This is a genomic window from Novosphingobium sp. LASN5T, from assembly GCF_003856955.1.
Lineage (GTDB): Bacteria > Pseudomonadota > Alphaproteobacteria > Sphingomonadales > Sphingomonadaceae > Novosphingobium.
Genome location: NZ_RQSI01000001.1, coordinates 152,191 through 175,997, shown reverse-complemented (window position 1 = coordinate 175,997; position 23,807 = coordinate 152,191). Strand labels below are relative to the sequence as shown.

Sequence of the window (23,807 nt, the reverse complement as noted above, 5' to 3'; positions counted from 1 at the left end):
ATGGCGATCGAACTGAAGATGCCCGCGCTCTCGCCGACGATGGAAGAGGGCACGCTGGCCAAGTGGCTGGTCAAGGAAGGCGATGAAGTGAAGTCCGGCGATATCCTCGCCGAGATCGAGACCGACAAGGCGACGATGGAATTCGAAGCCGTGGACGAAGGCACCGTCGGCCAGATCGTCGTTCCCGAAGGGACCGAGGGCGTAAAGGTCGGCACCGTGATCGCGCTGCTGCAGGGCGAGGGCGAGGATGCCGCGCCGGCGCCCGCCGCCGCTCCCGCGCCGGCTCCAGCCGCAACGCCGACCCCGGCCCCCGCACCTGCGCCAGTTGCCGCGCCGGTTGCGGCCAAGCCCGCCGCCGATCCCGAAGTGCCCGCCGGCACCGCTATGGTTCCCACCACCGTCCGCGAAGCGCTGCGCGATGCCATGGCCGAGGAAATGCGCGCCGACAGCCGCGTGTTCGTGATGGGCGAGGAAGTGGCCGAATACCAGGGCGCCTACAAGGTCACCCAGGGGCTGCTGGACGAATTCGGCCCCCAGCGCGTGATCGACACGCCGATCACCGAATACGGCTTTGCCGGCATCGGCACCGGCGCGGCGATGGGCGGCCTGCGCCCGATCGTGGAATTCATGACGTTCAACTTCGCCATGCAGGCGATCGACCACATCATCAATTCCGCCGCCAAGACGAACTACATGTCCGGCGGCCAGATGCGCTGCCCGATCGTGTTCCGCGGCCCCAACGGCGCGGCGAGCCGCGTCGGCGCGCAGCATTCGCAGAACTACGGCCCGTGGTACGCCGCCGTCCCCGGCCTTGTCGTGATCGCGCCTTATGACGCGGCCGACGCCAAGGGGCTGATGAAGGCCGCGATCCGCAGCGAGGACCCGGTGGTGTTCCTCGAAAACGAGCTGGTCTATGGCCGCACCTTCGACGTGCCGCAGTTGGACGATTTCGTCCTGCCGATCGGCAAGGCCCGCGTAGTGCGCGAAGGCAGGGACGTGACCATCGTGTCCTATTCCATCGGTGTGGGCTATGCGCTCGAAGCGGCGGCCAAGCTTGCCGACGAGGGCATCGACGCCGAAGTGGTCGACCTGCGCACGCTGCGCCCGCTCGACAAGGAAACGGTGCTGGCCTCGCTCGCCAAGACCAACCGCCTTGTCGTGGCCGAGGAAGGCTTCCCGGTCTGCTCGATCGCGTCGGAAATCATCGCGATCTGCATGGAGGAAGGCTTCGACAATCTCGATGCCCCGGTCCTGCGCGTCGCCAACGAGGACGTGCCGCTTCCCTATGCCGCCAATCTTGAAAAGGCGGCACTGATCGACGCCAACAAGATCGTCGAGGCGGTGAAGAAGGTCTGCTATCGCTGAGGGCGAGGGGCGCTGCGGTTTCCGCACGGCAGCGCCCGCCCCCGGCGAAGACCCTGATTTCCGATGGATCAGCCGATCATGGACCTGGCTGACCAGCTAGCCCCGCTGGAACGGTTCGCTGTGGCCTATGCCCCGGCGGCGGCGCGGGCGGCGTGGATCGGCCTGTTCGCGTTCGAACAGCGCCTGGCCGATACCGCGAAGCCGGGGCGCGATGCGCTGATGATCCAGCTGCGGCTGGCGTGGTGGCGCGATCGCATGGCGCAGGAGGCCGCGCTGTGGCCACTGGGCGAACCGCTGCTGGCCGGCCTGCAGGTCTGGGATGCCGAGCGCCCCGCGCTGGGCGCGCTGGTCGATGGCTATGAGGCGCGCCACGTTGGCGAGGATGGCGGCGCCGAACTCGCCCAAGCCCGGATCGAGGCGTTCGTGGCGCTCGGCCGCCTTTCGGGTGTGAGCGATCCCGGCCCGATCCGCGCGAGCGTGGCGCAATGGCTCGATCCCGATCCCGCCGCGCCGATGCCCCAGCTGCCCCGCCCGATGCGCCCGCTGGCGATCCTGGCCGGCATGGCGCGACGGCAGGCGAGGGGCCTGCCCGATACCGGCCTGCGCGGCTTCGGCGCGGCGCTCCGGCTCGGCCTGACCGGCCGCTGACCGGCTCGCGCAGAGGCGCAAAGGCATCCCGGCCGCAGGCCCCCAAACCCATTCCAGAGCCCCAATCCCCGGTGCCATGAGCCGCCCACCTCGGGTGAAACCCCTCTGCGCCCCCTGCGCTCTCTGCGCGATAAAAACGGGTTCGCGCAGAGACCGCAGAGCGCGCGGAGAGTGTGAGCCAGGTGTGTCCCCCTTCGCGCCTGCGCGCGAACAAGTATCTACCAAATCGGTCCCAACTCGCCCTGCCGCCCGCGTCCCGCGCGCGATAGCTTGCTCCGGATCGGAGGAAACGCGCGATGAACCGGATCGTGCTGGGAGCGCTGGGCGCCTTGTTGCTGGTGGCCGCCGGCCTGTTCTGGTGGCAGGGCCGCGCGACGAATGCCGGCCCGCCGCCCGCCCCCCGGCTCGCACTCGATACGCCCACCGCCGAGACTGACGAGCTGCCCGATGCCGACGGGGAAGGGCTGCAAGGCCCCGCGCTGCCGCAGGCGACCGAGCAGACCCGCGAACAGAAGCGCTTCGACCGGCTCGACCGCGACCGCGACGGCCGCATCACCCGCAACGAGATGCTGGCCCCCCGCGTCCGCGATTTCCGCAAGCTCGACGTAGACGGCAACAACCTGCTCAGCTTCGAGGAATGGGCGGTCAAGACCGCCGACCGCTTCAAGACCGCCGACGCCAACGGCGACCAGTCCCTCACCCGCACGGAATTCGCGACGACGAAACCGAAGATGAAAAAGAAGCAGGATTGCGCGTGCAGGTGAGTTTTCTCCCCTTGACGGTTAACCCGCGATTGTCTCCGCATAGAGACTACCGGCGATGGCGCGTTGGAGGATTGTTGATGACCATGCGGAGGTTGCTGGGCATTTGCGCAGCAGTAGTTCTAAGCTTGGGGAATATCGTTCCCTGTGCCATCGCATATGCTGGCTCGCCTCCACCGCTCGCGGCTTACGGGCAACTGCCCGGCGTGGAAATGATGGCACTGTCTCCGTCCGGTGAACGTCTCGCGATAGTGGGCCTGGCAGAAAACGTCCGGCGCCTCGTGGTCCTTGACGCCAACAAAAAACCGTTGCTGGCGATCCCTGTAGGGGATGCGAAGGTACGCGGGATATATTGGGCCGGGGAGGACCGGGTCCTTATCATGAAATCGGAAACGACAAAGCTGGATGCCGGCTTTTCTACCGACATGACCGAACTTTTCACGATGGTGGTGGTGCCGCTCAACGGTGACAAGCTCTGGTCTGTTTTTGCCAATGACGAAAAAATCACCGGCGGCGTTCGCGGATTTTACGGAATTCGGCAAAGGGATGGGCGCTTTTATGGATACTTTGGCGGCCTGACCTACAAGGGTGATTTTCGGTCACCGGTGGGCTACCTGACATCCGGCGGGCCGGTGCTGTACGAAGTCGATCTGCAGAACCGGCAGTCCAGAATGGTTGCCCCGCGCTTCGAGAACAACGGCTTTCGGCAATGGGTCCTGGGTAAGGATGGCAAAGTCGCGGCGACGCTGGACTATATTTCCACCAACGGAACCTGGACGATCCGCAACGCGGATGGAACGAAAATCCAGGAAGGGGCTAACCCGCTCGGCGATGTTGGTCTGGTTGGCTTGGGGACGACGGTGGAAACCGTCATTCTAAGCGATGAGCGTGAAAATGGGGAAGTACGCTGGTTCGAGACGCCGCTGGGTGGTGGCGCATCGAAAGAAATCCTCGCCGATGTTTACGTCCACAAATACTTCACCGACACTTATACGGGCCGGTTGATCGGGTATCAGCAGGAGGGAGATACACCAGCCTATACCTTCTCCGATCCGCGCCAGCAAAAGATCGTAAGCGCCGCAATGAAGGCATTTCCGGGTCTGATAGTTCATTTGATCGATTGGAGTGAAAATTTTGACCGGCTCGTCGTCATGACGGAAGGGGCAGACGATCCGCAAACATGGTGGAAGATTGATATTGCCAACGGCAAGGCAGAAGAGATCGGCTTTTCCTATCCGATCGATCATGCTGACGTGGGCCCGGTGCAGGTCTTCAAATACAACGCTGGAGATGGCACCGCCATCGAAGGCGTGCTGACACTCCCGCCCGGTCGCGACCCCAAAAATCTGCCTGTGGTCGTTCTTCCGCATGGCGGCCCAGCGGCTCGGGATTACCCCGGCTTCGATTGGTGGGCGCAGGCATTCGCCTCCCGTGGTTATGCCGTGCTTCAGCCCAATTTCCGCGGCTCGACCGGTTATGGCGCGGCGTTTCAGCACGCTGGTAACGGCCAATGGGGGCGGATCATGCAAAGCGACATTTCCGACGGTCTGGCCGCGCTGGCCAAACAGGGGATCGTCGATCCTAAACGTGCTTGTATCATGGGCGCCAGTTACGGCGGGTTCGCTGCACTCGCCGGAGTCACTCTGCAACATGGGATCTATCGCTGCGCGGTGTCTGTGGCAGGCGTCAGCGATGTTGCCCGTCTGGCGTCAACTAACATTGTGGGAAGTAACTATGACAAGGCAATGAGGCACGCGGTTGAACAGGAATTGGGTGCGCGGCGCGATTTGCGTGCGATCTCGCCTATCAACTTCGCTACCGGGGCGGACGCTCCGATTCTGCTGATCCATGGCAAGGACGACATCGTGGTGCCTTACGATCAGAGCAATGACATGGCGGTTGCGCTCCAGCGCGCCGGCAAGCCTGTCGAACTGGTGACTCTGACGGACGAGGATCACTGGCTTTCGCGCAGCACAACTCGGCAGGAAATGCTGGAAGCGGCCATGCGCTTCATGGAGCAGCACAATCCCGCCGATCCTGTGCGTTAACCTTTAGGGATTGCGCCGTCGCGCGTGCCGGGCGGGGGCTCAAACCCCCGCCACCAACCACTCCCCCAAATCCCGCTTCGCCCGCGCCGTGTACGCCTCCTTGCGCTCCTTCTTCTTCACGCTGGCGTCCACCGGTGGGAACAGGCCGAAGTTCACGTTCATCGGCTGGTAGCTTTCCGCTTCGGCATCGCCGGTGATGTGGGCGAGCAGCGCGCCCAGCGCGGTGGTGCGCGGGGGTGGGGTCCAGGGGCGGCCGGCGAGTTCGTGCGCGGTCATCAGCCCGGCGAGCAGGCCGACCGAAGCACTTTCGACATAGCCTTCGCAGCCGGTGATCTGCCCGGCGAAGCGGATGTGCGGGCGGCTTTTCAGGCGCAGTTCCCGGTCCAGCAGCGTGGGCGAATTGAGGAAGGTGTTGCGGTGCAGCCCGCCCAGCCGTGCGAATTCCGCGTTTTCCAGGCCGGGAATAGTGCGGAACAGCCGCACCTGTTCGGCGTGCTTCAGCTTGGTCTGGAAGCCCACCATGTTCCACAGCGTGCCCAGCTTGTTGTCCTGCCGCAATTGCACCACGGCATAGGGCCAGCGCCCGCGCGGAAATTCGGGCGTGGCGCTGTGCGGGTTGTCCAGCCCCACCGGCTTCATCGGCCCGAAACGCAGCGTGTCCTCGCCCCGTTCGGCCATAACCTCGATCGGCATGCAGCCATCGAAATAGGGCGTATCCGCTTCCCATTCCTTGAACGCGGTCTTGTCGCCATCGAGCAGCCCCTGCCGGAACGCGCGGTATTGGTCGCGGTTCATCGGGCAGTTGATGTAGTCCTTGGTCTCGCCCCGGTCCCACCGGCTCGCCATCCAGCACACGTCCATGTCGATGCTGTCGCGGTGGACGATGGGGGCGATGGCATCGAAGAAGGCGAGCGCGTCCGCCCCGGTGGCGCCGCCGATGCTCTCGGCCAGCGCCGGCGCGGTGAGCGGGCCGGTGGCGACGATCACCGGCCCCTGCGCCGGCAGCACGTCCACCCGTTCGCGCACGATCTCCAGGTTGGGCAGCGCCGCCAGCGCCTGTTCCACCGCCGCCGAAAACACGTCGCGGTCCACGGCGAGCGCCGAGCCGGCGGGCACGCGGGCCTTTTCCGCCGCCGCCATCAGCAGACTGTCGCAGCGGCGCATTTCCTCGTGCAGCAGGCCGACCGCGTTCTTTTCGTGATCGTCGGAGCGGAAGCTGTTGGAGCAGACCAGTTCGGCCAGCCCCGTGCCCTGGTGCGCCGCCGTGGTGTCGCCGCCGCCTGGCAGATTGGCGCCGCGCATTTCCGAAAGGCGCACGCGCACGCCGCGCCGGGCGAGCTGCCATGCCGCCTCGCTGCCGGCCATGCCGCCGCCGATGATGTGAACCTGATGCGTCATGCCCCGCGCATTGGCATTGCCTTGCGGCGCGGACAACCCCAAGGTGCGCGGCCATCACGCGGGAAGGACGGTATGACAGGTCGCGCATTGGCCGAGCGGCGGCCCTGGCTGCTCGCCAGCCTGGTCTTCGGCATCAGTTACTGGTTCATCGCCGGCGGGCCGGTGCCGGGGCTATACCAGATCGCGTGGAAGGGCGCGGGCGTGGGCCTGCTCGCCGTCTATGCCTGGCTGCACCATCCTTCGCGCGGGGCGCACCGGATCGCGCTGGTCATGGCGCTGGGCGCGCTGGGCGACATGGTGCTGGAAGTGGCGTTCACCGCCGGCGCGGCGGCGTTCTTCGCGGGCCACCTCGTCGCCATCGCGCTCTACCTGCGGCACGGGCGGGGCAGGGCGGTGCGTCCGCTGGACAAGGGCATCGCGATCGCGCTGGTCGTCGGCGTGCCGGTGCTGGCCTGGCTGCTGCCGACGGATCGGGCGATGGCGATGCAGGTCGCGCTCTATGCCCTGCCGCTGGGCGGGATGGCCGCGGCGGCGTGGCTCAGCGCCTTTCCGCGCGGACGCGTGGGCGCGGGCGCGCTCCTGTTCGTGGCTTCGGACCTGCTGATCTTCGCGCGCATGGGGCCGCTCGCCACCAGCGCACTGCCGCACCTGCTGATCTGGCCGCTCTATTACTTCGGCCAGTTCCTGATCTGCACCGGCGTGATCGCCACGCTACGCCGCGAAGGGGAGTTCAGCGCGGAGTAGTGCTCCTCTCCACGCCCCGCTCATCTAGCCCCGCTCATCCTGAGCCTGTCGAAGGATGCGCGCCGCCATTGGCCCCGCGCCCCGGCAGTGTGAGTGGCCAAAGATCTCCCCGTGGCCTTCGACAAGCTCAGGCCGAGCGGATGTAGCGGAGTGGGGTAGCAAGTGACCGCTGGCGATGGGCGAAGCGTTTATCCCGCCACCGGCAGGGCGATCGTGCCGTCCGGGTGATGCCGCAGCGAACCATAGGCGATCACCGCGTCCAGCGGCAGGCCGGTGCCGTAAATGTGCGGGAACAATTGCCCCCCGCGCGAAGGTTCCCACTTCACCGCATCGCCCAGCGCGGCCAGATCCACCGTGACGATGTGCAGGTCGGTCTGCCCGGCGAAGTGCTTGCCGATCGTTTCCGCAAGCTGCCCGGCGGTGGAGAGGTGGATATAGCCGTCGGCGAGATCGACCGGCGCACCGGCGAAGCGGCCGCTATCGGCCAGCTCCGCCATCTGCGGCGCGGTCAGCACCTTGTAGGCGACGGCAGGGGTCATGCCTCGGACGGCGCCTCGCCATCGGCCGCACCTTCCGGCACTTCGCCTTCGCTGCCCTCTTCCTCGGCCAGACGCACCGCGCTGACCACATGTTCGTCATCGGCGACGTGGAACAGCCGCACGCCTGCGCTGCCGCGCCCGATCACGCGCAGCGAATCGAGCGGCAGGCGGATCAGCTTGGCCTGATCGGTAACGAGCATCAGCTGGTCGGCCTGCACCGCCGGGAAGCTCGCCACCACCGGGCCGTTGCGGCCGATGTTGTCGATATTGGTGATGCCCTGGCCGCCGCGGCCGGTGCGCCGGTATTCGTAGGCGGACGAAAGCTTGCCATAGCCGTTGGCGCAGACGGTGAGGATGAACTGCTCCTTCTCGGCCAGCTCTGCGTAGCGCTCCGCCGCCATCTGCGGTTCGCCTTCCTTCTCCGCCTTCCACGGGGCGAAGCGGAGGTAGTCCTCGCGCTCGTCCTGATCCTTCACGCCGACGCGGTGTAGGATGGACAGCGAGATGACCTCGTCGCCTTCTTTCAGCGACATGCCGCGCACGCCGGTGGACGTGCGGCTCTGGAATTCGCGCACATCGTCCGCCGGGAAGCGGATGGCCTTGCCCTGCCGGCTGGCCAGCAGCACGTCATCGCCTTCGGACAGCAGGGCCACGCCGATCAGGCGATCCTCGCTCTCTTCCTCGAACTTCATCGCGTACTTCCCGTTCGACGGGATGTTGGCGAACAGATCCATGGCGTTGCGGCGCACGTTGCCTTTCGCCGTGGCGAACATGACGTGGAGCTTGCTCCATTCGCCTTCGTCCTCGGGCAGCGGCAGCACGGCGGCGATCGTCTCGCCCTGGTCAAGCGCGGGCAGCAGGTTGACCACCGGACGGCCGCGCGTGGCCGGCCCACCTTCGGGCAGGCGCCACACCTTCAGGCGGTAGACCTTGCCGGCGGTGGAGAAAAACAGAACGGGCGTGTGGGTGCTGGTGACGAACATGTTCGCCACGGCATCCTCTTCCTTCGTCGCCATGCCGGAACGGCCCTTCCCGCCACGGTTCTGCGCGCGGAAGGTGGAGAGCGGTGTGCGCTTGATATAGCCATCGAGCGTGATCGTGACGACCATGTCCTCGCGCTCGATCAGGTCCTCGTCCTCGATCCCGTCCGCCGCCGGCGCGATCAGCGACACGCGCGGCGTGGCATAGGCATCGCGCACCTCGATCAGTTCCTGGCGCATCACGCCATAGAGCTTCACGCGGTCGGCCAGGATCGAGAGGAACTCCTCGATTGCCTTGGCCAGCACTTCCAATTCGTCGCCGATCTCGTCGCGGCCGAGCGCGGTCAGGCGATGCAGGCGCAGATCGAGAATGGCGCGAACCTGCGTTTCCGACAGGCGATAACTTTCGCCGCCGATGCTGGCATCATCCTCGATCGCTTCGACCAGCCGGATATAGGGCGCGATCTCGCCCATCGGCCATTCGCGGGCGAGCAGCGTTTCGCGCGCCAGCGCGGGATTGGCCGATCCCCGGATGATCCGCACGACTTCGTCGAGATTGGTGACCGCGATGACGAGGCCGAGCAGGATATGCGCCCGGTCCCGCGCCTTGTTCAGTTCGAACTTGGTGCGCCGCGTGATCACTTCCTCGCGGAAGCGAACGAAGGATTCGATGATGTCCTTCAGGCTGAGGATTTCCGGGCGGCCGCCACGGATCGCCAGCATGTTGGCCGGGAAGTTCGATTGCGCGGGCGTGTTGCGCCAGAGTTGGTTCAGCACCACTTCGGGCGTGGCGTCGCGCTTGAGGTCGATGACCACGCGCACGCCTTCGCGGTTGGATTCATCGCGGATGTCCGAGATGCCCTCGATCCGCTTGTCCTTGGCCGCTTCGGCGATCTTCTCGACCAGGCCGGACTTGCCGACCTGATACGGGATCGAGGTGAGCACGATCGAGCGGCGATCGCCCCGGCCTTCCTCGATCTTGTGGCAGGCGCGCATGATGATCGAGCCGCGGCCTTCGTGATAGGCCTTGCGCGCTCCGGCCGCGCCCAGGATCAGCGGCGCGGTTGGGAAGTCCGGCCCCGGAATGATCTCGATCAGTTCGTCGATCGTGATCAGCGGGTTGTCCATGTAGGCAAGGCAGCCGTCGATCACCTCGCCCAGGTTGTGCGGTGGAATGTTGGTCGCCATGCCGACCGCGATGCCGCCCGCGCCGTTGACCAGCAGGTTGGGGAAGCGCGCGGGCAGAACCGAGGGTTCCTGCCGCGACCCATCGTAGTTGTCGGTGAAATCGACGGTATCCTTGTCGAGATCGTCGAGCAGCGAATTGGCCACGCGCGCCAGCCGCGCCTCGGTATAGCGCATCGAGGCCGGCGGATCGGGGTCCATCGAGCCGAAGTTGCCCTGGCCGTCGATCAGCGGCAGTCGCATCGACCAGTTCTGCGTCATGCGCGCGAGCGCATCATAGATCGCGCTGTCGCCGTGCGGGTGATAGTTGCCCATCACGTCGCCGACGATCTTGGCCGATTTGCGATAGGGCCGCCCGGCGACGAAGCCGCCTTCCTGGCTGGCGAAAAGAATGCGGCGGTGGACCGGCTTCAGGCCGTCGCGCACGTCGGGCAGCGCGCGGCTGACGATCACGCTCATCGCGTAATCGAGATAGCTGGTCTTCATTTCATCGACGATGTCGATCCGCTGGAATTCGGGTTCCGGCGCGGGGGCAGGGGGATCGATGATGGTGGTGTCGTCGCTCACGTCGGTGGCTATTTCGCTCTGGTTGTGGGAATTGATGACCGGCCCTAGGACAATCGGGCGGGAATGGCCAGCAACGCCGGGAATTTCGGGCCGTTACGGGGGTAGTTTTCCACACATGCGACAGGTTGACCGTGTTGCGGGACGAAGTGCCGTTCAATCGCGGTTCACTGCGCAAAAGGTATCGCCGGAGCGGTTGCAAAGGTCATGATTCCGCGCCACTAGCGGAGCCGGCCACAAGTCAACGAACGCCGGCCGGGGCAGGGTGCAAAAGCGATTTCACAACGCTTGCCTTCGGGTTTCCGGGTCGAACAGGAGAATGCATGATGCGGGTTTCTTTCGGGAAGTTTGCCAAGGGTGGTGCAGCCCGCATGGCGCTGGCGACCGCGCTGGCAACCGGCCTTGTCGCGGGTGGAGCGACGCTGGGTGCGACAGCCGCCGTCGCCAAGGAAAAGGAAGCGGCCAAGGCCGGCGCCTTCTCCAAGGAATTCGTCGCCGTCGCCGGGCCTTTGCAGAAGGCTCTGGGCGATGCGGCCGCCGCCAAGGCGAAGGGCGCTTCGGACGCCGATATCAAGACGCAGCTTGCCGGCGCTCCGGCGCAGCTGGCAGCCGCCGAAGCCGCGATCAAGAACCCCACCGACCGGATGACGGCCGGCCAGTTCGCGGTGAACCTCGGCGGCATGCTGGGCGACATCGGGATGCGTGAGCGCGGCATCAAGAACATGCTCGACAGCGGGCTGGTGCCCGCCGACAAGGTCAGCGAATACCAGTTCTATCTCGGCAACTTCGCCTATACGCAGAAGGACTGGCCGGTCGCTGTCGATGCACTGACCAAGGTCGTGCAGGCGAACTACAGCGAGGACACGGCGGCGGAGCTGCTGGCTGATGCCTACGTGCAGCAGGGCAAGTCGGCGGAAGGCCTTCAGGCGCTCAAGCTCGCCGTCGACACGCGCAAGGCCGCCGGTGGCACCGTTCCCGCCGACTGGTTCAAGCGCGCCAACCTGATCGCCTACAAGGCGAAGCTGGGGCCGCAGGCGATCGAATGGTCGACGATGATGGTCGCAAACGATCCCTCGCCGATCAACTGGCTGGGCGCCGGCCAGCTGACCCGCGAATTCGGTACGTTCACCAATCAGGAATCGCTCGATCTGGGCCGCCTGATGATGCGTTCGGGGGCGTTCCAGAGCGATCCCAAGTATCTCGAACGCGAATACGTCGAATATATCGAGGCCGCCGACCCGCGTCGTCTGCCGGGCGAAGTTCTGAAGGTGGCGGAAGCCGGCGTAGCCGCCGGCGTGCTGCGCGCGAACGACCAGTTCGTGGCGGACGCGATCTCGCAGGCCAAGGGCCGCATCGCGGCGGACAAGGCCTCGCTGCCCGGCCTGGAGCGCGATGCCCGCGCCGGTGCCGATGGCAAGGGTGCGCTGGCAACGGCCGACGCCTACCTGTCCTATGGCGATGCCGCCAAGGCCGAGGATCTCTACAAGCTGGCGATCCAGAAGGGCAACATCGACAAGGATCGCGCGCTGACCCGCCTGGGCATCGCCCAGTGCGATGAAGGCAAGTACGAGGAAGCCAAGGCCACCTTCGCCCAGATCACCGGTGCCGTCCGCGCGCCGCTGGCCAAGCTGTGGACGGTTTACGCAACCACCAAGGCCGCCAAGTAACCGCTGGCGCCAGATATATGAAAAAAGGGGGCGGCCACTGCGGTGGTCGCCCCCTTTTTTGCGTCCTTCACCCGGACAGGGGTTTACCCGACGGGATGGAAATCGCCGCTGGCTTCATCCAGCAGGTGAAGAACGCCGTCTGAAATCGCGAAGAAGGCGCCGCGAAGGATGAGTTCGCCCCTGGCCTCCTTGCGCTGGATGCACGGGAAGGTGCGCAGATTCTTGAGGCTGGCCTTGACGCCGGCCTGCTCCATCGCACGCTCGGCCGTGCGCCCGGTCGTGCCGTGCGCCTCGGCCACGGGCTCGCGCACCTCGTCCAGCAGGGCGATCCAGTCGGCGATGAAGCCCCCTTCGCCCGGTTCTGTTCCGCGCAGTTCCTGTGTCAGCGCGGCCTTGCAGCCGCCGCACATGCCGTGGCCCATGACCACGACTTCCTTCACCTTCAGTACCTGCACCGCGAATTCCAGCGCGGCGGACACGCCGTGATGGCCCGGGGAAGTTTCGAACGGCGGCACCATCGCCGCCACGTTGCGCACCACGAACATCTCGCCGGGGTCCGTATCGAAGATCTGCGCGGGATCGACGCGGCTGTCGGAGCAGGCGATGATCATCACGCGCGGCTCCTGCCCTTCGCTCAGCTGCTGCCAGCGTTCGAGGCGAGGCGTCCATCCATGGTCACGGAAACGGCGATAGCCGGCGATGAGCTTGTCCAGCTCTGGCGATGAATCGTCTGACATGACGAAGGCTAATGCGCGGGTCGATTGCCACTTTCAAGTGCCCGAAGATGCGCCTATCTGGACGCCATGAACGATCTAGCCTCATCGCCTCGCCCGGAACGCCAGCGCAAGCCGGACTGGATCCGCGTGAAAGCGCCGACCAGCCGCGGTTACGGCGAAACGCGCCAGCTGATGCGCGACCTTCGGCTGAACACCGTTTGCGAGGAAGCGGCCTGCCCGAACATCGGCGAATGCTGGACCAAGAAGCACGCGACCGTGATGATCCTGGGCGACGTCTGCACGCGCGCCTGCGCGTTCTGCAACGTCAAGACCGGCATGCCGCGGGCCGTCGATCCGCTTGAGCCGGATCACGTGGCCGAAGCGGCCGCGAAGATGGGGCTGGAACATATCGTCATCACCTCGGTCGATCGCGACGACCTGCCCGATGGCGGTGCTTCGCAGTTCGTCAAGGTGATCGAGGCGCTGCGTCGCGCCACGCCGAAGACGACCATCGAAATCCTGACGCCCGATTTCCGCAACAAGATGGAAAGCGCGGTGGAATCGATCGTCGCGGCCGGGCCGGACGTTTACAACCACAACCTTGAAACCGTGCCCCGGCTCTATCCCACGATCCGGCCCGGCGCTCGTTATTACGCTTCGCTGCGTCTGCTGGAGCACGTGAAGCGGCTCGATCCGCGCATCTTCACCAAGTCTGGCATCATGCTGGGGCTGGGCGAGGAGCGCCTCGAGGTCCATCAGGTGATGGACGACATGCGTTCGGCGCAGATCGACTTCCTGACGATGGGGCAGTACCTCCAGCCCACTCCCCGCCATGCCAGCGTGGCCGAGTTCGTGACGCCCAAGGCATTCGAGGCGTATGGCGCGATCGCGCGGGCCAAGGGCTTCCTGCAGGTCGCCGCCAGTCCGCTGACCCGGTCCAGCTATCACGCCGGTGACGATTTCCGCGAAATGCGCGCCACCCGTGAAGCGCAATTGGCCAAGGCCGCGCAGAAGGCCGCAGCGCAGGGCTGATCGGGCGTGCCGCATATCGCCGAGAAGCGGCGCCTGCCCTGGTCGCCCGAACAGATGTTCGATCTGGTGGCGGACGTGCGCCGCTATCCCGAATTCCTGCCGTGGGTCGTCGCCACGCGCATCCGTTCGGAAAACGAGTCGGAAATGATCGCGGACATGCTGGTGGGCTTCAGCGCGCTGAAGGAGAAGTTCACCTCGCGCGTGCGGTTCGATCGGCCGCGGGGAATCGTCGTCGAATACCTCGACGGCCCGTTGCGCAAGCTGGAGAACAACTGGGCCTTCGCGCCGGATGGGGAAGGGGGCTGCATCGTCGATTTCCAGGTCGACTTCGCGTTCCGCAACGTCATTTTCGAAAAGCTTGCCGGGCAGTACCTCGACAGCGCCTTCCGCAAGATGGTGGCCGCGTTCGAGACGCGGGCGGAAGCGCTTTACGGCAGCAGCAGGTCCAGCGCGACCAGCGTTGCCTGACGGCGCACGTCCGCGCGCGTCTTCGCGTCCTCGAAGAACTTCATCTCGGCATTGACCGCTTCCGGGTCCTCGCCGCGTTCGGCCTTGGCGAAAACGACCGTCCCCACCGGCTTCTGCGGCGATCCCCCGTCCGGCCCGGCAACGCCGGTGATCGCCACAGCCACGTCCGCGCCGGAATGCTTGAGCGCTCCCTGCGCCATCGACCAGGCCACGGCGACCGAGACCGCGCCGAACGTGTCGATCACGTCCATGGCCACGCCCAGCATCTCGTTCTTGGCTTCGTTGGAATAGGTCACGAAACCGCGATCGAGCACGGCCGAACTGCCGGCGATTTCGGTCAGCGCGGCAGCGACTAGCCCGCCGGTGCAGCTTTCGGCCACGGCCACCTTGCGGCCGGCAGCCAGATTGGTCTCGATCACGCGGCGCGCCAGATCGGCGATGTCGGCGGGGAGCAGGTTGTCCATGAAATCGGGCTTTCGGTGTCAATTCTGCGCGGGGCAGATCAACAGCTTGGGAGTCTTGCCGGGCTTGGGCTTGTCCGCGACAGACAGGATGAAGGTGATCAGTTCGGCGGTGTTTTCCGGCGGCAGCGGCGCCAGCAGCCGGGCACCGCGTTCGATGGCGACGCATTGATCCGGCTTGATCCCGCTGCCGACCAACTGGCCGACCATGCCTTCCGCGAAAGGCTGAAGCGCCTCGTCAGGCATCTTGGCGAGAAGATCGCGCGTCTGGTCATCGCCCTTGTCCCCCCCCAGCTTGAACAGGGCGGCTTTGGCCGTGGGCCAGGCGGCGGCCTTGCCCACCGCATAGCGGGCCACAAGCGACCGGCCCTGCGTGGCGAAATAGCCGTTGGGCGAAAGCTGCGGCTGGCAGGTGGTGATCGCGCTGTTCATCACCGTCGGCAGCGCGAAGGTGACCAGACCCGTCACTTCCCGCTCGGTCAGGCAATTCTGCGCCAGCGCGGCTTGCGACTGAAGCACGAGCGCGGCGCCAGCGGCCAGAGTCGCGGTAAGTCTGGCGGAGGACATCACAGGACGCATGGCGTTTCCTTTCACTGGACCGGAACGACGGTGGCGACGGCTTGTGCGGCGATGCCTTCACCCCGTCCGGTCATGCCAAGCCGTTCGGTGGTCGTGGCCTTCACGCTCACCCGGCCAATGTCAATTGCAAGAATCTCCGCCAGCCTTGCGCGCATCGTCGCCTTGTGCGGGCCGATTTTGGGCGCCTCACAGATGATCGTGACGTCAACATGCGCGATGGCGTGGCCGGATTGCGCGACAAGCTCGGCCGCGTGCGCCAGGAACCGGTCGGAAGAAGCGCCTTTCCAGCGGGCATCGGACGGCGGGAAATGGTCGCCGATGTCGCCGGCGGCGATGCTGCCAAGCAGCGCATCCACCAGCGCATGGATCGCCACATCGGCATCGCTGTGCCCGGACAGGCCGTGGGAGTGATCGATGCGCAGCCCGCATAGCCACAGTTCCTCGCCGGGGACGAGACGATGGACGTCAAAGCCCGATCCGGTGCGGGGAAAAGGAATCGTCACCGCGTTCTCCTGAAGGTCACTCTCTCGAAGGTCACTGGCGAATGTGACCTTGCGCAGCCTTTCCTCACCCTGAACCAGCGTGACCGCGTGCCCGGCGGCGACGGCGACCTGCGCGTCATCGCCCGCTTCGGCTTCGCCCTGCCAGGCACGGTGCGCGGCTAGGATCACCGGGTAGCGGAACGCCTGGGGCGTCTGCACTCTATAAAGCCCTTCGCGCCGCGCCGGTTCCAGCATCATGCCGTCTCCGCCGCGCACGAGGCTGTCGACGACAGGAAGGACCGGAATGGCCGCTTCGTGCCGGGTCAGCGCTTCCACCAGCGCCGCGATCACGCTTTCCGGCAGATCGGGGCGGGCTGCATCGTGGATCAGCACCAGGTCGGGGGCGTCGCCTTCGAGCGCTTCCAGCGCGGCACGCACCGAAAGCTGGCGTGTGGCGCCACCCGCCACAAGGCGGACATCGGAAATCCCGGCGAGCGACTCCTCGGCGGTTGCGCGCCAGTTCTCCGGAATGGCGACGACGATGGGAGCGATGCCTGCGTCCGCCATCCGCTTCACCGAATGGCGGACAAGCGGTGCGCCGCGCCACTGGGCGAACTGCTTGGGGACGGAGCCACCGGCGCGCAGACCTTGGCCAGCCGCGACGACAACGGCCGCGACTCGCTTGCCGGCCGGATCGGGAAACGTGTGGTTCATGCGGGCGCGCCTCTATCAGCCTTGCCGTGCGCCCCGCAATGGACTAAGCGCTGCCTGTTTTTTAGGCAGATTTGTACATACGATGAGCACGCTCCCGCATCCTCCGCGCCTCGCACCGCTTCAGGTCGGGCCGGTGCGTATCGATTGTCCGGTGATCCTGGCCCCGATGACCGGGGTTACGGACATGCCCTTTCGCACGCTCGTGCGGCGCTTCGGATCGGGCCTTAACGTTACCGAGATGATCGCCAGCCCGGCGATGATCCGCGAGACCCGGCAATCGCTGCAGAAGGCCGCCTGGGATGCCGTGGAGGAGCCGGTTTCGCTCCAGCTGGCCGGTTGCAACCCGGTCGAGATGGCGGAAGCGGCGAAACTGAACGCCGACCGTGGCGCCGCGATCATCGACATCAACATGGGCTGCCCGGTGAAGAAGGTGGTCAACGGCGATGCCGGATCGGCTCTGATGCGCGATCTGCCGCTGGCCGCTTCGCTGATAGAGGCGACGGTGAAGGCGGTGGACGTGCCCGTTACCGTCAAGATGCGCATGGGCTGGGACCATAACGCGCTGAACGCGCCCGAACTGGCGCGGATCGCCGAGGATCTCGGCGCCAAGCTGATCACCGTTCACGGCCGCACGCGCAACCAGATGTACAAGGGCAGCGCGGACTGGGCCTTTGTGCGCAAGGTCAAGGAAGCGGTATCGCTGCCGGTCATCGTCAACGGCGACATCTGCGGCATCGAGGACGTGGCCACCGCGCTGGAACAGAGCGGCGCCGATGGCGTGATGATCGGGCGCGGCGCCTATGGCAAGCCGTGGCTGCTGGGGCAGGTGATGCACTGGCTCCAGACCGGCCAGCTGCGGGCCGATCCATCGATCGACGAACAGTATCGGCTGATCGTGGAACACTACCAGGCCATGCTCGAGCACTACGGCGCGGAAACCGGCGTGAAAATGGCGCGCAAGCATCTTGGCTGGTACACCAAGGGGCTGCCCGGATCGGCCGAATTCCGCAACCGGGTGAACTTCATCGATGACCCGCGCGAAGTGCTCAATAGCCTGGCGCGCTTCTACGCGCCCGCGGAGCATCGCGCGGCGGCATGACCGGGGCGGCGGACTGGCGCCTGCCCGACGCGGCCAGGCCGGATGCCAAGCGCCTGATCGGCAGCATGCCGATGGCGGTTCTGCTGATCGCGCCCGACCTGTCGATCGTCTCCGCCAACCCGGCCGCCGAACAGTTGACGGGGCAGGGCGCGAGCCGCCTCGTGGGGCGCCGCGTGTCGAGCCTGTTCGAGTTCGACGAACCACTGATCATGAACCGTCTCACGGAAGGCGAGGCGCAGCTCTCCGCGCGCGATGCGCAAGTTCGGATCAACAACCAGCCCGCGCGCAGGCTTGACGTCATGACCGCGCCGGTGGCGCATACCCCGGGCTGGCAATTGCTCGTGCTGCACGAACCCATCGGGGTCGAGGCGCTGGGCGGCAGCGTGGGCGGGGCAAGCGATCAGGGCGGGGTAACGCTGCGCGCGCCCGAAGTCTTGGCGCACGAGATCAAGAATCCGCTCGCGGGGATCAGGGGGGCGGCCCAGCTTCTCAACCGCAAACTGGAAGGAAGCGACCGGGCGCTGACGGAATTGATCACCTCGGAAGTCGACCGCATTGCGAAACTGATCGACCAGATGCAGTCGCTTTCTCGGCGCAGCCAGGAACCGGCGGTGCCGTGCAATCTGCATGAAGCGGTGCGGCGCGCGCAGGCGGTTATCGCGGCAAGCGACCCGGGCCGGGTGGTGATCGAAGAGGAGTTCGACCCGTCGCTGCCGCCGATCATGGCCAATCCCGACGCTCTGGTGCAGGTCCTGCTGAATCTTCTGACCAACGCGCGTGAGGCGTGCGAAGGGCAGACGGACCGCCGCATCGCGGTGCGCACGCGCTTCGCCAGCGGTATCCAGTTGCACACGGGGCCGGAAGGCAAACCCTTGCGCCTGCCGATCGAACTTCGCGTGAGCGATAACGGGCCTGGCATAGACCCCGCGCTGCGCGATCATATTTTCGAGCCGTTCGTCACCGCCAAGAAGCAGGGGCAGGGGCTGGGACTGGCGCTGGTGCAGAAGCTGGTGCGTGAAATGAACGGGCGGATCAGCCATGATCGGGACGAGGCACGGGGCTGGACGCATTTCCGCCTGCATCTGCCGGTGGCGGGAACGGTGAGAGGACAGGCATGAAGAAGTACGTCCTGCTGGTGGAGGACGACGCCTCGATCGCCCTGGTCATCACCGCGGCGCTGGAAGCGGAGGGCTTCCTCGTCGACCGCTGCGACAGCATCGCCGAACGCGACCGGCTGCTGGCCGGGCAGCGCTATGGGCTGATGCTGACCGACGTGATGCTGACCGATGGCGACGGCATCGAAACGCTGGGACGCGTGCGGCAGGGCTATCCGCGGCTGCCGATCATCATCCTGTCCGCCCAGAACACGCTGGATACCGCCGTGCGTGCCAGTGATACCGGCGCCTTCGAATATTTCCCGAAGCCTTTCGATCTTGAGGAACTTGTCCGCACCGTGCGCCAGGCTTTTGCCTCGGCGGCGACAACGGAAACCGAGAACGAGCACGAAGACGTGCCACAGGCGCTGCCGCTGGTCGGGCGCAGCCAGGCCATGCAGGCGGTCTATCGCATGATCACGCGCGTCCTGCGCAACGATCTTACCGTCCTGATCCTGGGTGAGTCCGGAACGGGCAAGGAACTGGTCGCCGAAGCGGTCCATCAACTTGGCAATCGCTCCGCCGGGCCGTTCGTGGCGGTGAACACCGCGGCCATTCCCGGAGAACTGATCGAAAGCGAACTGTTCGGCCACGAAAAAGGCGCGTTCACAGGCGCGGTGGCGCGCCATGTCGGCAAGTTCGAGCAGGCGAGCGGCGGCACGCTGTTCCTCGACGAAATCGGCGACATGCCGATGCAGGCGCAGACCAGGTTGCTGCGCGCGCTCCAGTCCGGGCGGATCCGCCGCGTCGGCGGGCGTGACGAAATCACGCTGGATTGCCGTATCATCGCGGCCACCAACAAGGATCTGCTACCGATGATCGCGGCCGGGCAGTTCCGCGAAGATCTGTACTACCGGCTTGCGGTCGTGCCGATCGAATTGCCCCCCTTGCGCGATCGGGCGGACGATATCGAGGCGTTGTCGCGCCATTTCCTGTTCCAGGCCGCGTCCGAAGGGCTGCCGCGCCGCCAGCTTTCGCCCGGCGGCGTGGCCTTGTTCGCCCAGCAACCGTGGCGCGGCAACGTGCGTGAACTGCGCAACTTCATCTATCGCCTCGCGCTGCTGGCGCGCGACGAAGTGATTGACGCCAGCGCGATCGAGCCCCTGCTGATCCAGGACGGTCCGGCATCCCCTAGGCCCGTCGAAGACATCGGCGCGCACCCCACGGCCAGCGGTGGCACGACGGGTGAGGGCGGGGCGACGGATTTCGCCTCTGCGCTGGCGCACTGGTTGGAGCAGGCGCGTCCCGCAGCCGGCGCTCTCTATGACGAGGCGTTGGCCGCTTTCGAGAAGCCGCTGTTCCTTCATGCCTTGTCGCAGACCGGCGGAAACCAGCTGCGCGCGGCCCACTTGCTGGGGATCAATCGCAACACCTTGCGCAAACGTCTGGCCGAACTGGGCATCCATCCCGACGAGGCGATCCAGCGCGTCTGATTTCCGGATCGTTCCACCTCCCGCCGAACGGCAGAATTTACTTGCGCTTGTGCAACAGCGGTGTTGTATATGAGCAACTATGGTTGGTGAAGGCAAAGCTGGCGTGAACCGCTCGCCGCGCTGGTGGCGGCGCTTGCTGATCGGCCTGCGGCGCGCCAACGTGTTCTTTCTGCTGGAACTCGTCGCCACGACCGCGCTCGTCGCCATGCTGGCGGTAAGCTGGATGGCGGTCAGCGCCAATACTGCCAGCAACCAGTTGCTGCCTTCGCGGCTGACGTCCACGCTGCTGATCGGCACGCTGGTTCCGGCCATGGCGCTGATCGTCCTCGTGGGCCGGCGGATCGCGCTGCGCCGTGCCAAACAGAGTGGTCTGGGCGCCAGTGGGCGCCTGCACGTCCGCCTTGTCTGGCTGTTTTCGCTGATCGCCGCGATCCCGACCCTGTTGGTGGTGATCTTCGCCTCGCTGCTGTTCCAGTCGGGCGTGGAGTTCTGGTTTTCCGACAACTCGCGCGGAATGCTGGAGAACGCCAACAGTCTGGCGCGCGGATACTACGCGGACAAGCTGCGCGATGTCGGCAACGAAAGCGTGGCCATGGCCAGCGACATGCGCGCCTATCTGAACCAGACGCCGATCACCAGCCAGGACTTTGCCGAGGGGTATTCGTGGCAGGTGATAAGCCGCAAGCTGAACGAATCCGCGCTGATCGAAAAGGGACCGGACGGCAATTTGCGCACCGCCGCCATTGTCGATCCCAACAGCGACGAGAGCCGCGAGCGGATCACGCCCGACGATATGAAACGGCTCAATGCGGGCGAAGCCGTGGTGGTCAAGGCTTCCGCCCAGCGGATCGAGGCGATCTCCACGGTCGATCCCGTGCGGGGCATTTATCTTTATGTCGCGCGCAATTCCGATACCTTGGCGCTCAACCAATGGGCGCGCGCGCAGAGCGTGCTCAAGGCCTATGACATTCTCAGCGGCCGCGCGCGCGCGCTGCAGTTGCGATTCAACCTCGCGCTGCTCACGATCAGCCTGGCGCTCGTGGGGCTGGCGGTGTGGGTGGCGCTGCGCTTCGCCGACCGGCAGGTTTCTCCGTTGGTGGAACTGGTGTCCGCCGCGCGGACGGTGGGTAGCGGCAATTTCTCCATGCGCGTGGCGCATCGCGGCGGCACCGACGAAATCGCGCTGCTGGCGCGCGCGTTCAACCGCATGACCGCGCAACTTGAAGGACAGACGCAGGCGCTGGTCAGTGCCAACAGCCAGCTCGAGGTGCGCCGCGCCTTCATCGAGGCGGTGCTGGAATCGATTACCGCCGGCATTATTTCGGTCGGACCTGACGGGACCATCCAGCTCGTGAACAGTTCGGCGCAAAAGCTCCTTCAGGCGGCAGGCGCGCCCGATCTGCTCGGCCGCCCGCTGGACCGGATCGCCCCGCAGTTCTCCCAGCTTGCCGCCAGCGGCCAGCACGGGGGCATCGTTCAGTATGCCAAGGGCGGCGATCTGCTGACGCTGGCGGTGAAAATCACCGCCGATCGCAACGGCCACGTCATCACCTTCGAGGACATCACCCGCCAGTTGCTGGACCAGCGGCGCGCGGCCTGGTCCGACGTGGCGCGCCGGATCGCGCACGAGATCAAGAACCCGCTGACGCCGATCCAGCTTGCCACCGAACGCCTGCGCCGCCGCTATGGAAGGCAAATCACCACCGACCCGGAGCTGTTCGAGGAACTGACCAGCACCATCATCCGGCAAGTGGGCGATCTGCGGAAGATGGTCGACGAATTCTCGTCGTTCGCGCGGTTGCCCAAGCCCGTGTTCAGGGCGGAGGATGCGAGCGATCTCGTGCGGCAGGCGCTGTTCCTTCAGGAAGTGGCGCATACCGAGATCACTTATAGCTTCAGTTCCGACGGGGATTCGGCCGCTATCCAGTGCGATCGGCACCAGTTCGGCCAGGCGATGACCAACGTGCTCAAGAACGCGGCGGAAGCGATCGACAGCCGGGCGCGCAAGGAGGATGTCGATTTCAGGGGGCGCATCGCCGTGCACCTGGCCAGTACCGATACCGCCGTTACCGTCACCGTCACCGACAACGGGATCGGCCTTCCGGCGGAGCGCGAGCGCATCCTGGAACCGTATATGACCACGCGCGAGAAGGGCACCGGTCTGGGGCTCGCCATCGTGAACAAGATCGTCGAGGAACACGGCGGGGAAATGACGTTCTCATCGGCGGATGAAGGTGGCACGTGCGTCTCCATGCGCTTCGCGCGCGAGCCGCAATCCGAAGCGGCGGCGGCACCGGAACCACCCGGCGTCGTCACGGTCTCCTGAACCGGCGCGTGAAATCAAGATTTACGGAACCTGCTCGATTTACGGAACCCGCACATGGCACTCGATATCCTGATCGTTGACGATGAACGCGATATTCGCGAGCTCGTCGCGGGCGTCCTCAGCGACGAAGGCTATGGCTGCCGTCTTGCCGCCGACAGCACCGCCGCGCTGGCGGCGATCGACGAGCGCCGCCCCAGCCTCGTCCTGCTCGACGTATGGCTTCACGGCAGCCCGATGGACGGGCTGGAAGTGCTGGACGAGATCAAGAAGCGCGAGCCGGAACTGCCGGTGATCATCTTTTCCGGTCATGGCGGCATCGATACCGCGGTATCCGCGATCAGCCGCGGCGCGATGGACTTCATCGAAAAGCCGTTCGAGGCGGAACGCCTGCTGCTGCTGGTCGAGCGCGCCACCGAGACCGAAAGACTCCGTCGCGAGAACGCGCGGCTGCGCAGCGGCTTTGCCACCGCTGACGAGTTCACCGGCAACAGTTCCTCGATCAATGCGGTGCGCGCCACGCTGAAGCGCGTGGCCAACACCGGCAGCCGCCTGCTGATTTCAGGCCCGGCGGGATCGGGCAAGGAAGTGGCCGCCCGCCTTCTTCACAGCTGGAGCCCGCGCGCGCAAAGCGCCTTCGTCACGGTCAATTCCGCCCGGATCACGCCCGAACGGTTCGAACAGGAACTGTTCGGGGAAGAAGCCGATGGCAAGCTGGTTCGGGCCGGGCTGCTCGAAATGGCCGATGGTGGCACGCTGTTTCTCGATGAAGTGGCGGACATGCCGCCTTCCAGCCAGGCGCGCATCCTGCGCGTGTTGACGGAACAATCGTTCGTGCGCGTGGGCGGGCATCGCCAGATCCGCGTGGACGTGCGCGTGGTCTCGTCGTCGTCACGTCCGCTGGAAAAGGAAATCGCCGAACGACGCTTTCGCGAGGACCTTTACTACCGGCTCAATGTCGTGCCGGTGACGATTCCCTCGCTGGCGGAACGGCGCGACGATATTCCCGCGCTGGTGGATCATTTCTTCACCCGCTACGCCACCGAGCAGGGAATTACCCCACCGGCCATATCGCCAGAGGCCATGGCCGCGCTGCAAAGCCACGACTGGCCCGGCAACGTGCGCGAACTGCGCAATGTCGTGGAACGGACCGTCATCCTGGCCCCGCGCGACCGGTTGGGCCGGATCGATTCCGACATGCTGCCGTCAGAGATCGTCAGCGGCCGCCTGGGGGCGGAAGCGGGTACGCCGGCGCTGATGGGCGTGCCGCTGCGCGAAGCGCGCGAGAACTTCGAGCGGGAATATCTCAAGGTCCAGATCCGGCGCTTTTCGGGCAATATCTCGAAAACCGCGAACTTCATCGGCATGGAGCGCTCTGCGCTGCACCGCAAGCTCAAGCTGCTGGGCATGGTCGACCGGCGCGAAGACGAAATCGACGACTGATTTC

General features: G+C 65.7%; 20 protein-coding genes. 13 read left to right on the top strand and 7 right to left on the bottom strand.

Annotation, left to right across the window (positions count from 1 at the left end; genetic code table 11):
• The 4 genes from EH199_RS00840 to EH199_RS00825 all read left to right on the top strand — a co-directional run bounded on the left by EH199_RS00840 (position 1) and on the right by EH199_RS00825 (position 4,822).
• Positions 1-1,365 (top strand): pyruvate dehydrogenase complex E1 component subunit beta, encoded by a 1,365-nt coding sequence (locus tag EH199_RS00840; RefSeq protein ID WP_124807385.1) that lies wholly within the window; start codon positions 1-3, stop codon positions 1,363-1,365.
• A gap of 78 nt (positions 1,366-1,443) precedes the next feature.
• On the top strand, positions 1,444-2,013 hold the full coding sequence (locus EH199_RS00835; protein WP_124807384.1) for a hypothetical protein: 570 nt from the start codon (positions 1,444-1,446) through the stop codon (positions 2,011-2,013).
• A 296-nt stretch (positions 2,014-2,309) separates the two neighbouring features.
• Entirely contained in the window at positions 2,310-2,777 is a 468-nt protein-coding gene (locus tag EH199_RS00830; protein WP_124807383.1) for a hypothetical protein, read from the top strand.
• 77 nt (positions 2,778-2,854) lie between these two features.
• Positions 2,855-4,822 carry a S9 family peptidase gene (locus tag EH199_RS00825; RefSeq protein ID WP_223806398.1) on the top strand — a complete coding sequence of 656 codons (1,968 nt, stop codon included), beginning with the start codon at positions 2,855-2,857 and terminating at the stop codon, positions 4,820-4,822.
• A gap of 39 nt (positions 4,823-4,861) precedes the next feature.
• On the opposite strand, the gene trmFO is transcribed toward EH199_RS00825, so the two are convergent.
• Entirely contained in the window at positions 4,862-6,220 is a 1,359-nt protein-coding gene (gene trmFO, locus EH199_RS00820) for a methylenetetrahydrofolate--tRNA-(uracil(54)-C(5))-methyltransferase (FADH(2)-oxidizing) TrmFO (RefSeq protein WP_124807382.1), read from the bottom strand.
• A gap of 72 nt (positions 6,221-6,292) precedes the next feature.
• Between trmFO and EH199_RS00815 the strand changes: the two genes are divergently transcribed.
• Positions 6,293-6,964, top strand: a complete 672-nt coding sequence (locus tag EH199_RS00815; protein ID WP_124807381.1) for a lysoplasmalogenase family protein — start codon at positions 6,293-6,295, stop codon at positions 6,962-6,964.
• Between the two features lie 188 nt (positions 6,965-7,152).
• On the opposite strand, the gene EH199_RS00810 is transcribed toward EH199_RS00815, so the two are convergent.
• Both EH199_RS00810 and gyrA read right to left on the bottom strand, forming a co-directional pair.
• Positions 7,153-7,503, bottom strand: coding sequence for a DUF952 domain-containing protein (locus tag EH199_RS00810; protein WP_124807380.1), 351 nt, complete (start codon positions 7,501-7,503; stop codon positions 7,153-7,155).
• Positions 7,500-10,235 carry a DNA gyrase subunit A gene (gene gyrA / locus EH199_RS00805; protein ID WP_124807379.1) on the bottom strand — a complete coding sequence of 912 codons (2,736 nt, stop codon included), beginning with the start codon at positions 10,233-10,235 and terminating at the stop codon, positions 7,500-7,502. The genes EH199_RS00810 and gyrA overlap by 4 nt, the downstream gene beginning before the upstream one ends.
• 320 nt (positions 10,236-10,555) lie before the next feature.
• Between gyrA and EH199_RS00800 the strand changes: the two genes are divergently transcribed.
• The gene (locus EH199_RS00800; RefSeq protein WP_223806397.1) at positions 10,556-11,899 is read left to right on the top strand and encodes a hypothetical protein; all 1,344 of its coding nucleotides are present in this window, start codon (positions 10,556-10,558) and stop codon (positions 11,897-11,899) included.
• Positions 11,900-11,982: 83 nt separating this feature from the next.
• Here the strand turns inward: EH199_RS00800 and EH199_RS00795 are convergent, their stop codons facing one another.
• Positions 11,983-12,636: a carbonic anhydrase gene (locus EH199_RS00795; RefSeq protein WP_124807378.1), complete on the bottom strand. Its 654-nt coding sequence runs from the start codon at positions 12,634-12,636 to the stop codon at positions 11,983-11,985.
• Between the two features lie 66 nt (positions 12,637-12,702).
• Between EH199_RS00795 and lipA the strand changes: the two genes are divergently transcribed.
• Together lipA and EH199_RS00785 are read left to right on the top strand one after the other, a co-directional pair.
• Positions 12,703-13,647: a lipoyl synthase gene (lipA, locus tag EH199_RS00790; RefSeq protein ID WP_124807377.1), complete on the top strand. Its 945-nt coding sequence runs from the start codon at positions 12,703-12,705 to the stop codon at positions 13,645-13,647.
• A 6-nt stretch (positions 13,648-13,653) separates the two neighbouring features.
• Positions 13,654-14,115, top strand: coding sequence for a type II toxin-antitoxin system RatA family toxin (locus EH199_RS00785; protein WP_124807376.1), 462 nt, complete (start codon positions 13,654-13,656; stop codon positions 14,113-14,115).
• On the opposite strand, the gene EH199_RS00780 is transcribed toward EH199_RS00785, so the two are convergent.
• Genes EH199_RS00780 through EH199_RS00770 form a run of 3 tightly spaced genes read right to left on the bottom strand, consistent with a single transcriptional unit; the run spans position 14,076 to position 16,351 of the window.
• Positions 14,076-14,579, bottom strand: a complete 504-nt coding sequence (locus EH199_RS00780) for a CinA family protein (protein ID WP_124807375.1) — start codon at positions 14,577-14,579, stop codon at positions 14,076-14,078. The genes EH199_RS00785 and EH199_RS00780 overlap by 40 nt on opposite strands.
• An 18-nt stretch (positions 14,580-14,597) precedes the next feature.
• Entirely contained in the window at positions 14,598-15,155 is a 558-nt protein-coding gene (locus EH199_RS00775; RefSeq protein ID WP_124807374.1) for a hypothetical protein, read from the bottom strand.
• Positions 15,156-15,166: 11 nt separating this feature from the next.
• Positions 15,167-16,351 (bottom strand): bifunctional 2-C-methyl-D-erythritol 4-phosphate cytidylyltransferase/2-C-methyl-D-erythritol 2,4-cyclodiphosphate synthase, encoded by a 1,185-nt coding sequence (locus EH199_RS00770; RefSeq protein WP_124807373.1) that lies wholly within the window; start codon positions 16,349-16,351, stop codon positions 15,167-15,169.
• Between the two features lie 82 nt (positions 16,352-16,433).
• On the opposite strand from EH199_RS00770, the gene dusB reads away from it, so the two are divergent.
• From dusB to EH199_RS00745, 5 genes are all read left to right on the top strand, one after another.
• The gene (gene dusB, locus EH199_RS00765; RefSeq protein WP_124807372.1) at positions 16,434-17,450 is read left to right on the top strand and encodes a tRNA dihydrouridine synthase DusB; all 1,017 of its coding nucleotides are present in this window, start codon (positions 16,434-16,436) and stop codon (positions 17,448-17,450) included.
• The gene (locus EH199_RS00760) at positions 17,447-18,568 is read left to right on the top strand and encodes a nitrogen regulation protein NR(II) (protein ID WP_124807371.1); all 1,122 of its coding nucleotides are present in this window, start codon (positions 17,447-17,449) and stop codon (positions 18,566-18,568) included. The genes dusB and EH199_RS00760 overlap by 4 nt, the downstream gene beginning before the upstream one ends.
• Positions 18,565-20,037, top strand: coding sequence for a sigma-54 dependent transcriptional regulator (locus EH199_RS00755; RefSeq protein ID WP_124807370.1), 1,473 nt, complete (start codon positions 18,565-18,567; stop codon positions 20,035-20,037). The genes EH199_RS00760 and EH199_RS00755 overlap by 4 nt, the downstream gene beginning before the upstream one ends.
• 79 nt (positions 20,038-20,116) lie before the next feature.
• Complete coding sequence (locus EH199_RS00750) at positions 20,117-22,363, top strand: ATP-binding protein (RefSeq protein ID WP_124807369.1); 2,247 nt, start codon at positions 20,117-20,119, stop codon at positions 22,361-22,363.
• Between the two features lie 54 nt (positions 22,364-22,417).
• Complete coding sequence (locus EH199_RS00745) at positions 22,418-23,803, top strand: sigma-54 dependent transcriptional regulator (protein WP_124807368.1); 1,386 nt, start codon at positions 22,418-22,420, stop codon at positions 23,801-23,803.
• Positions 23,804-23,807 lie beyond the last annotated feature (4 nt).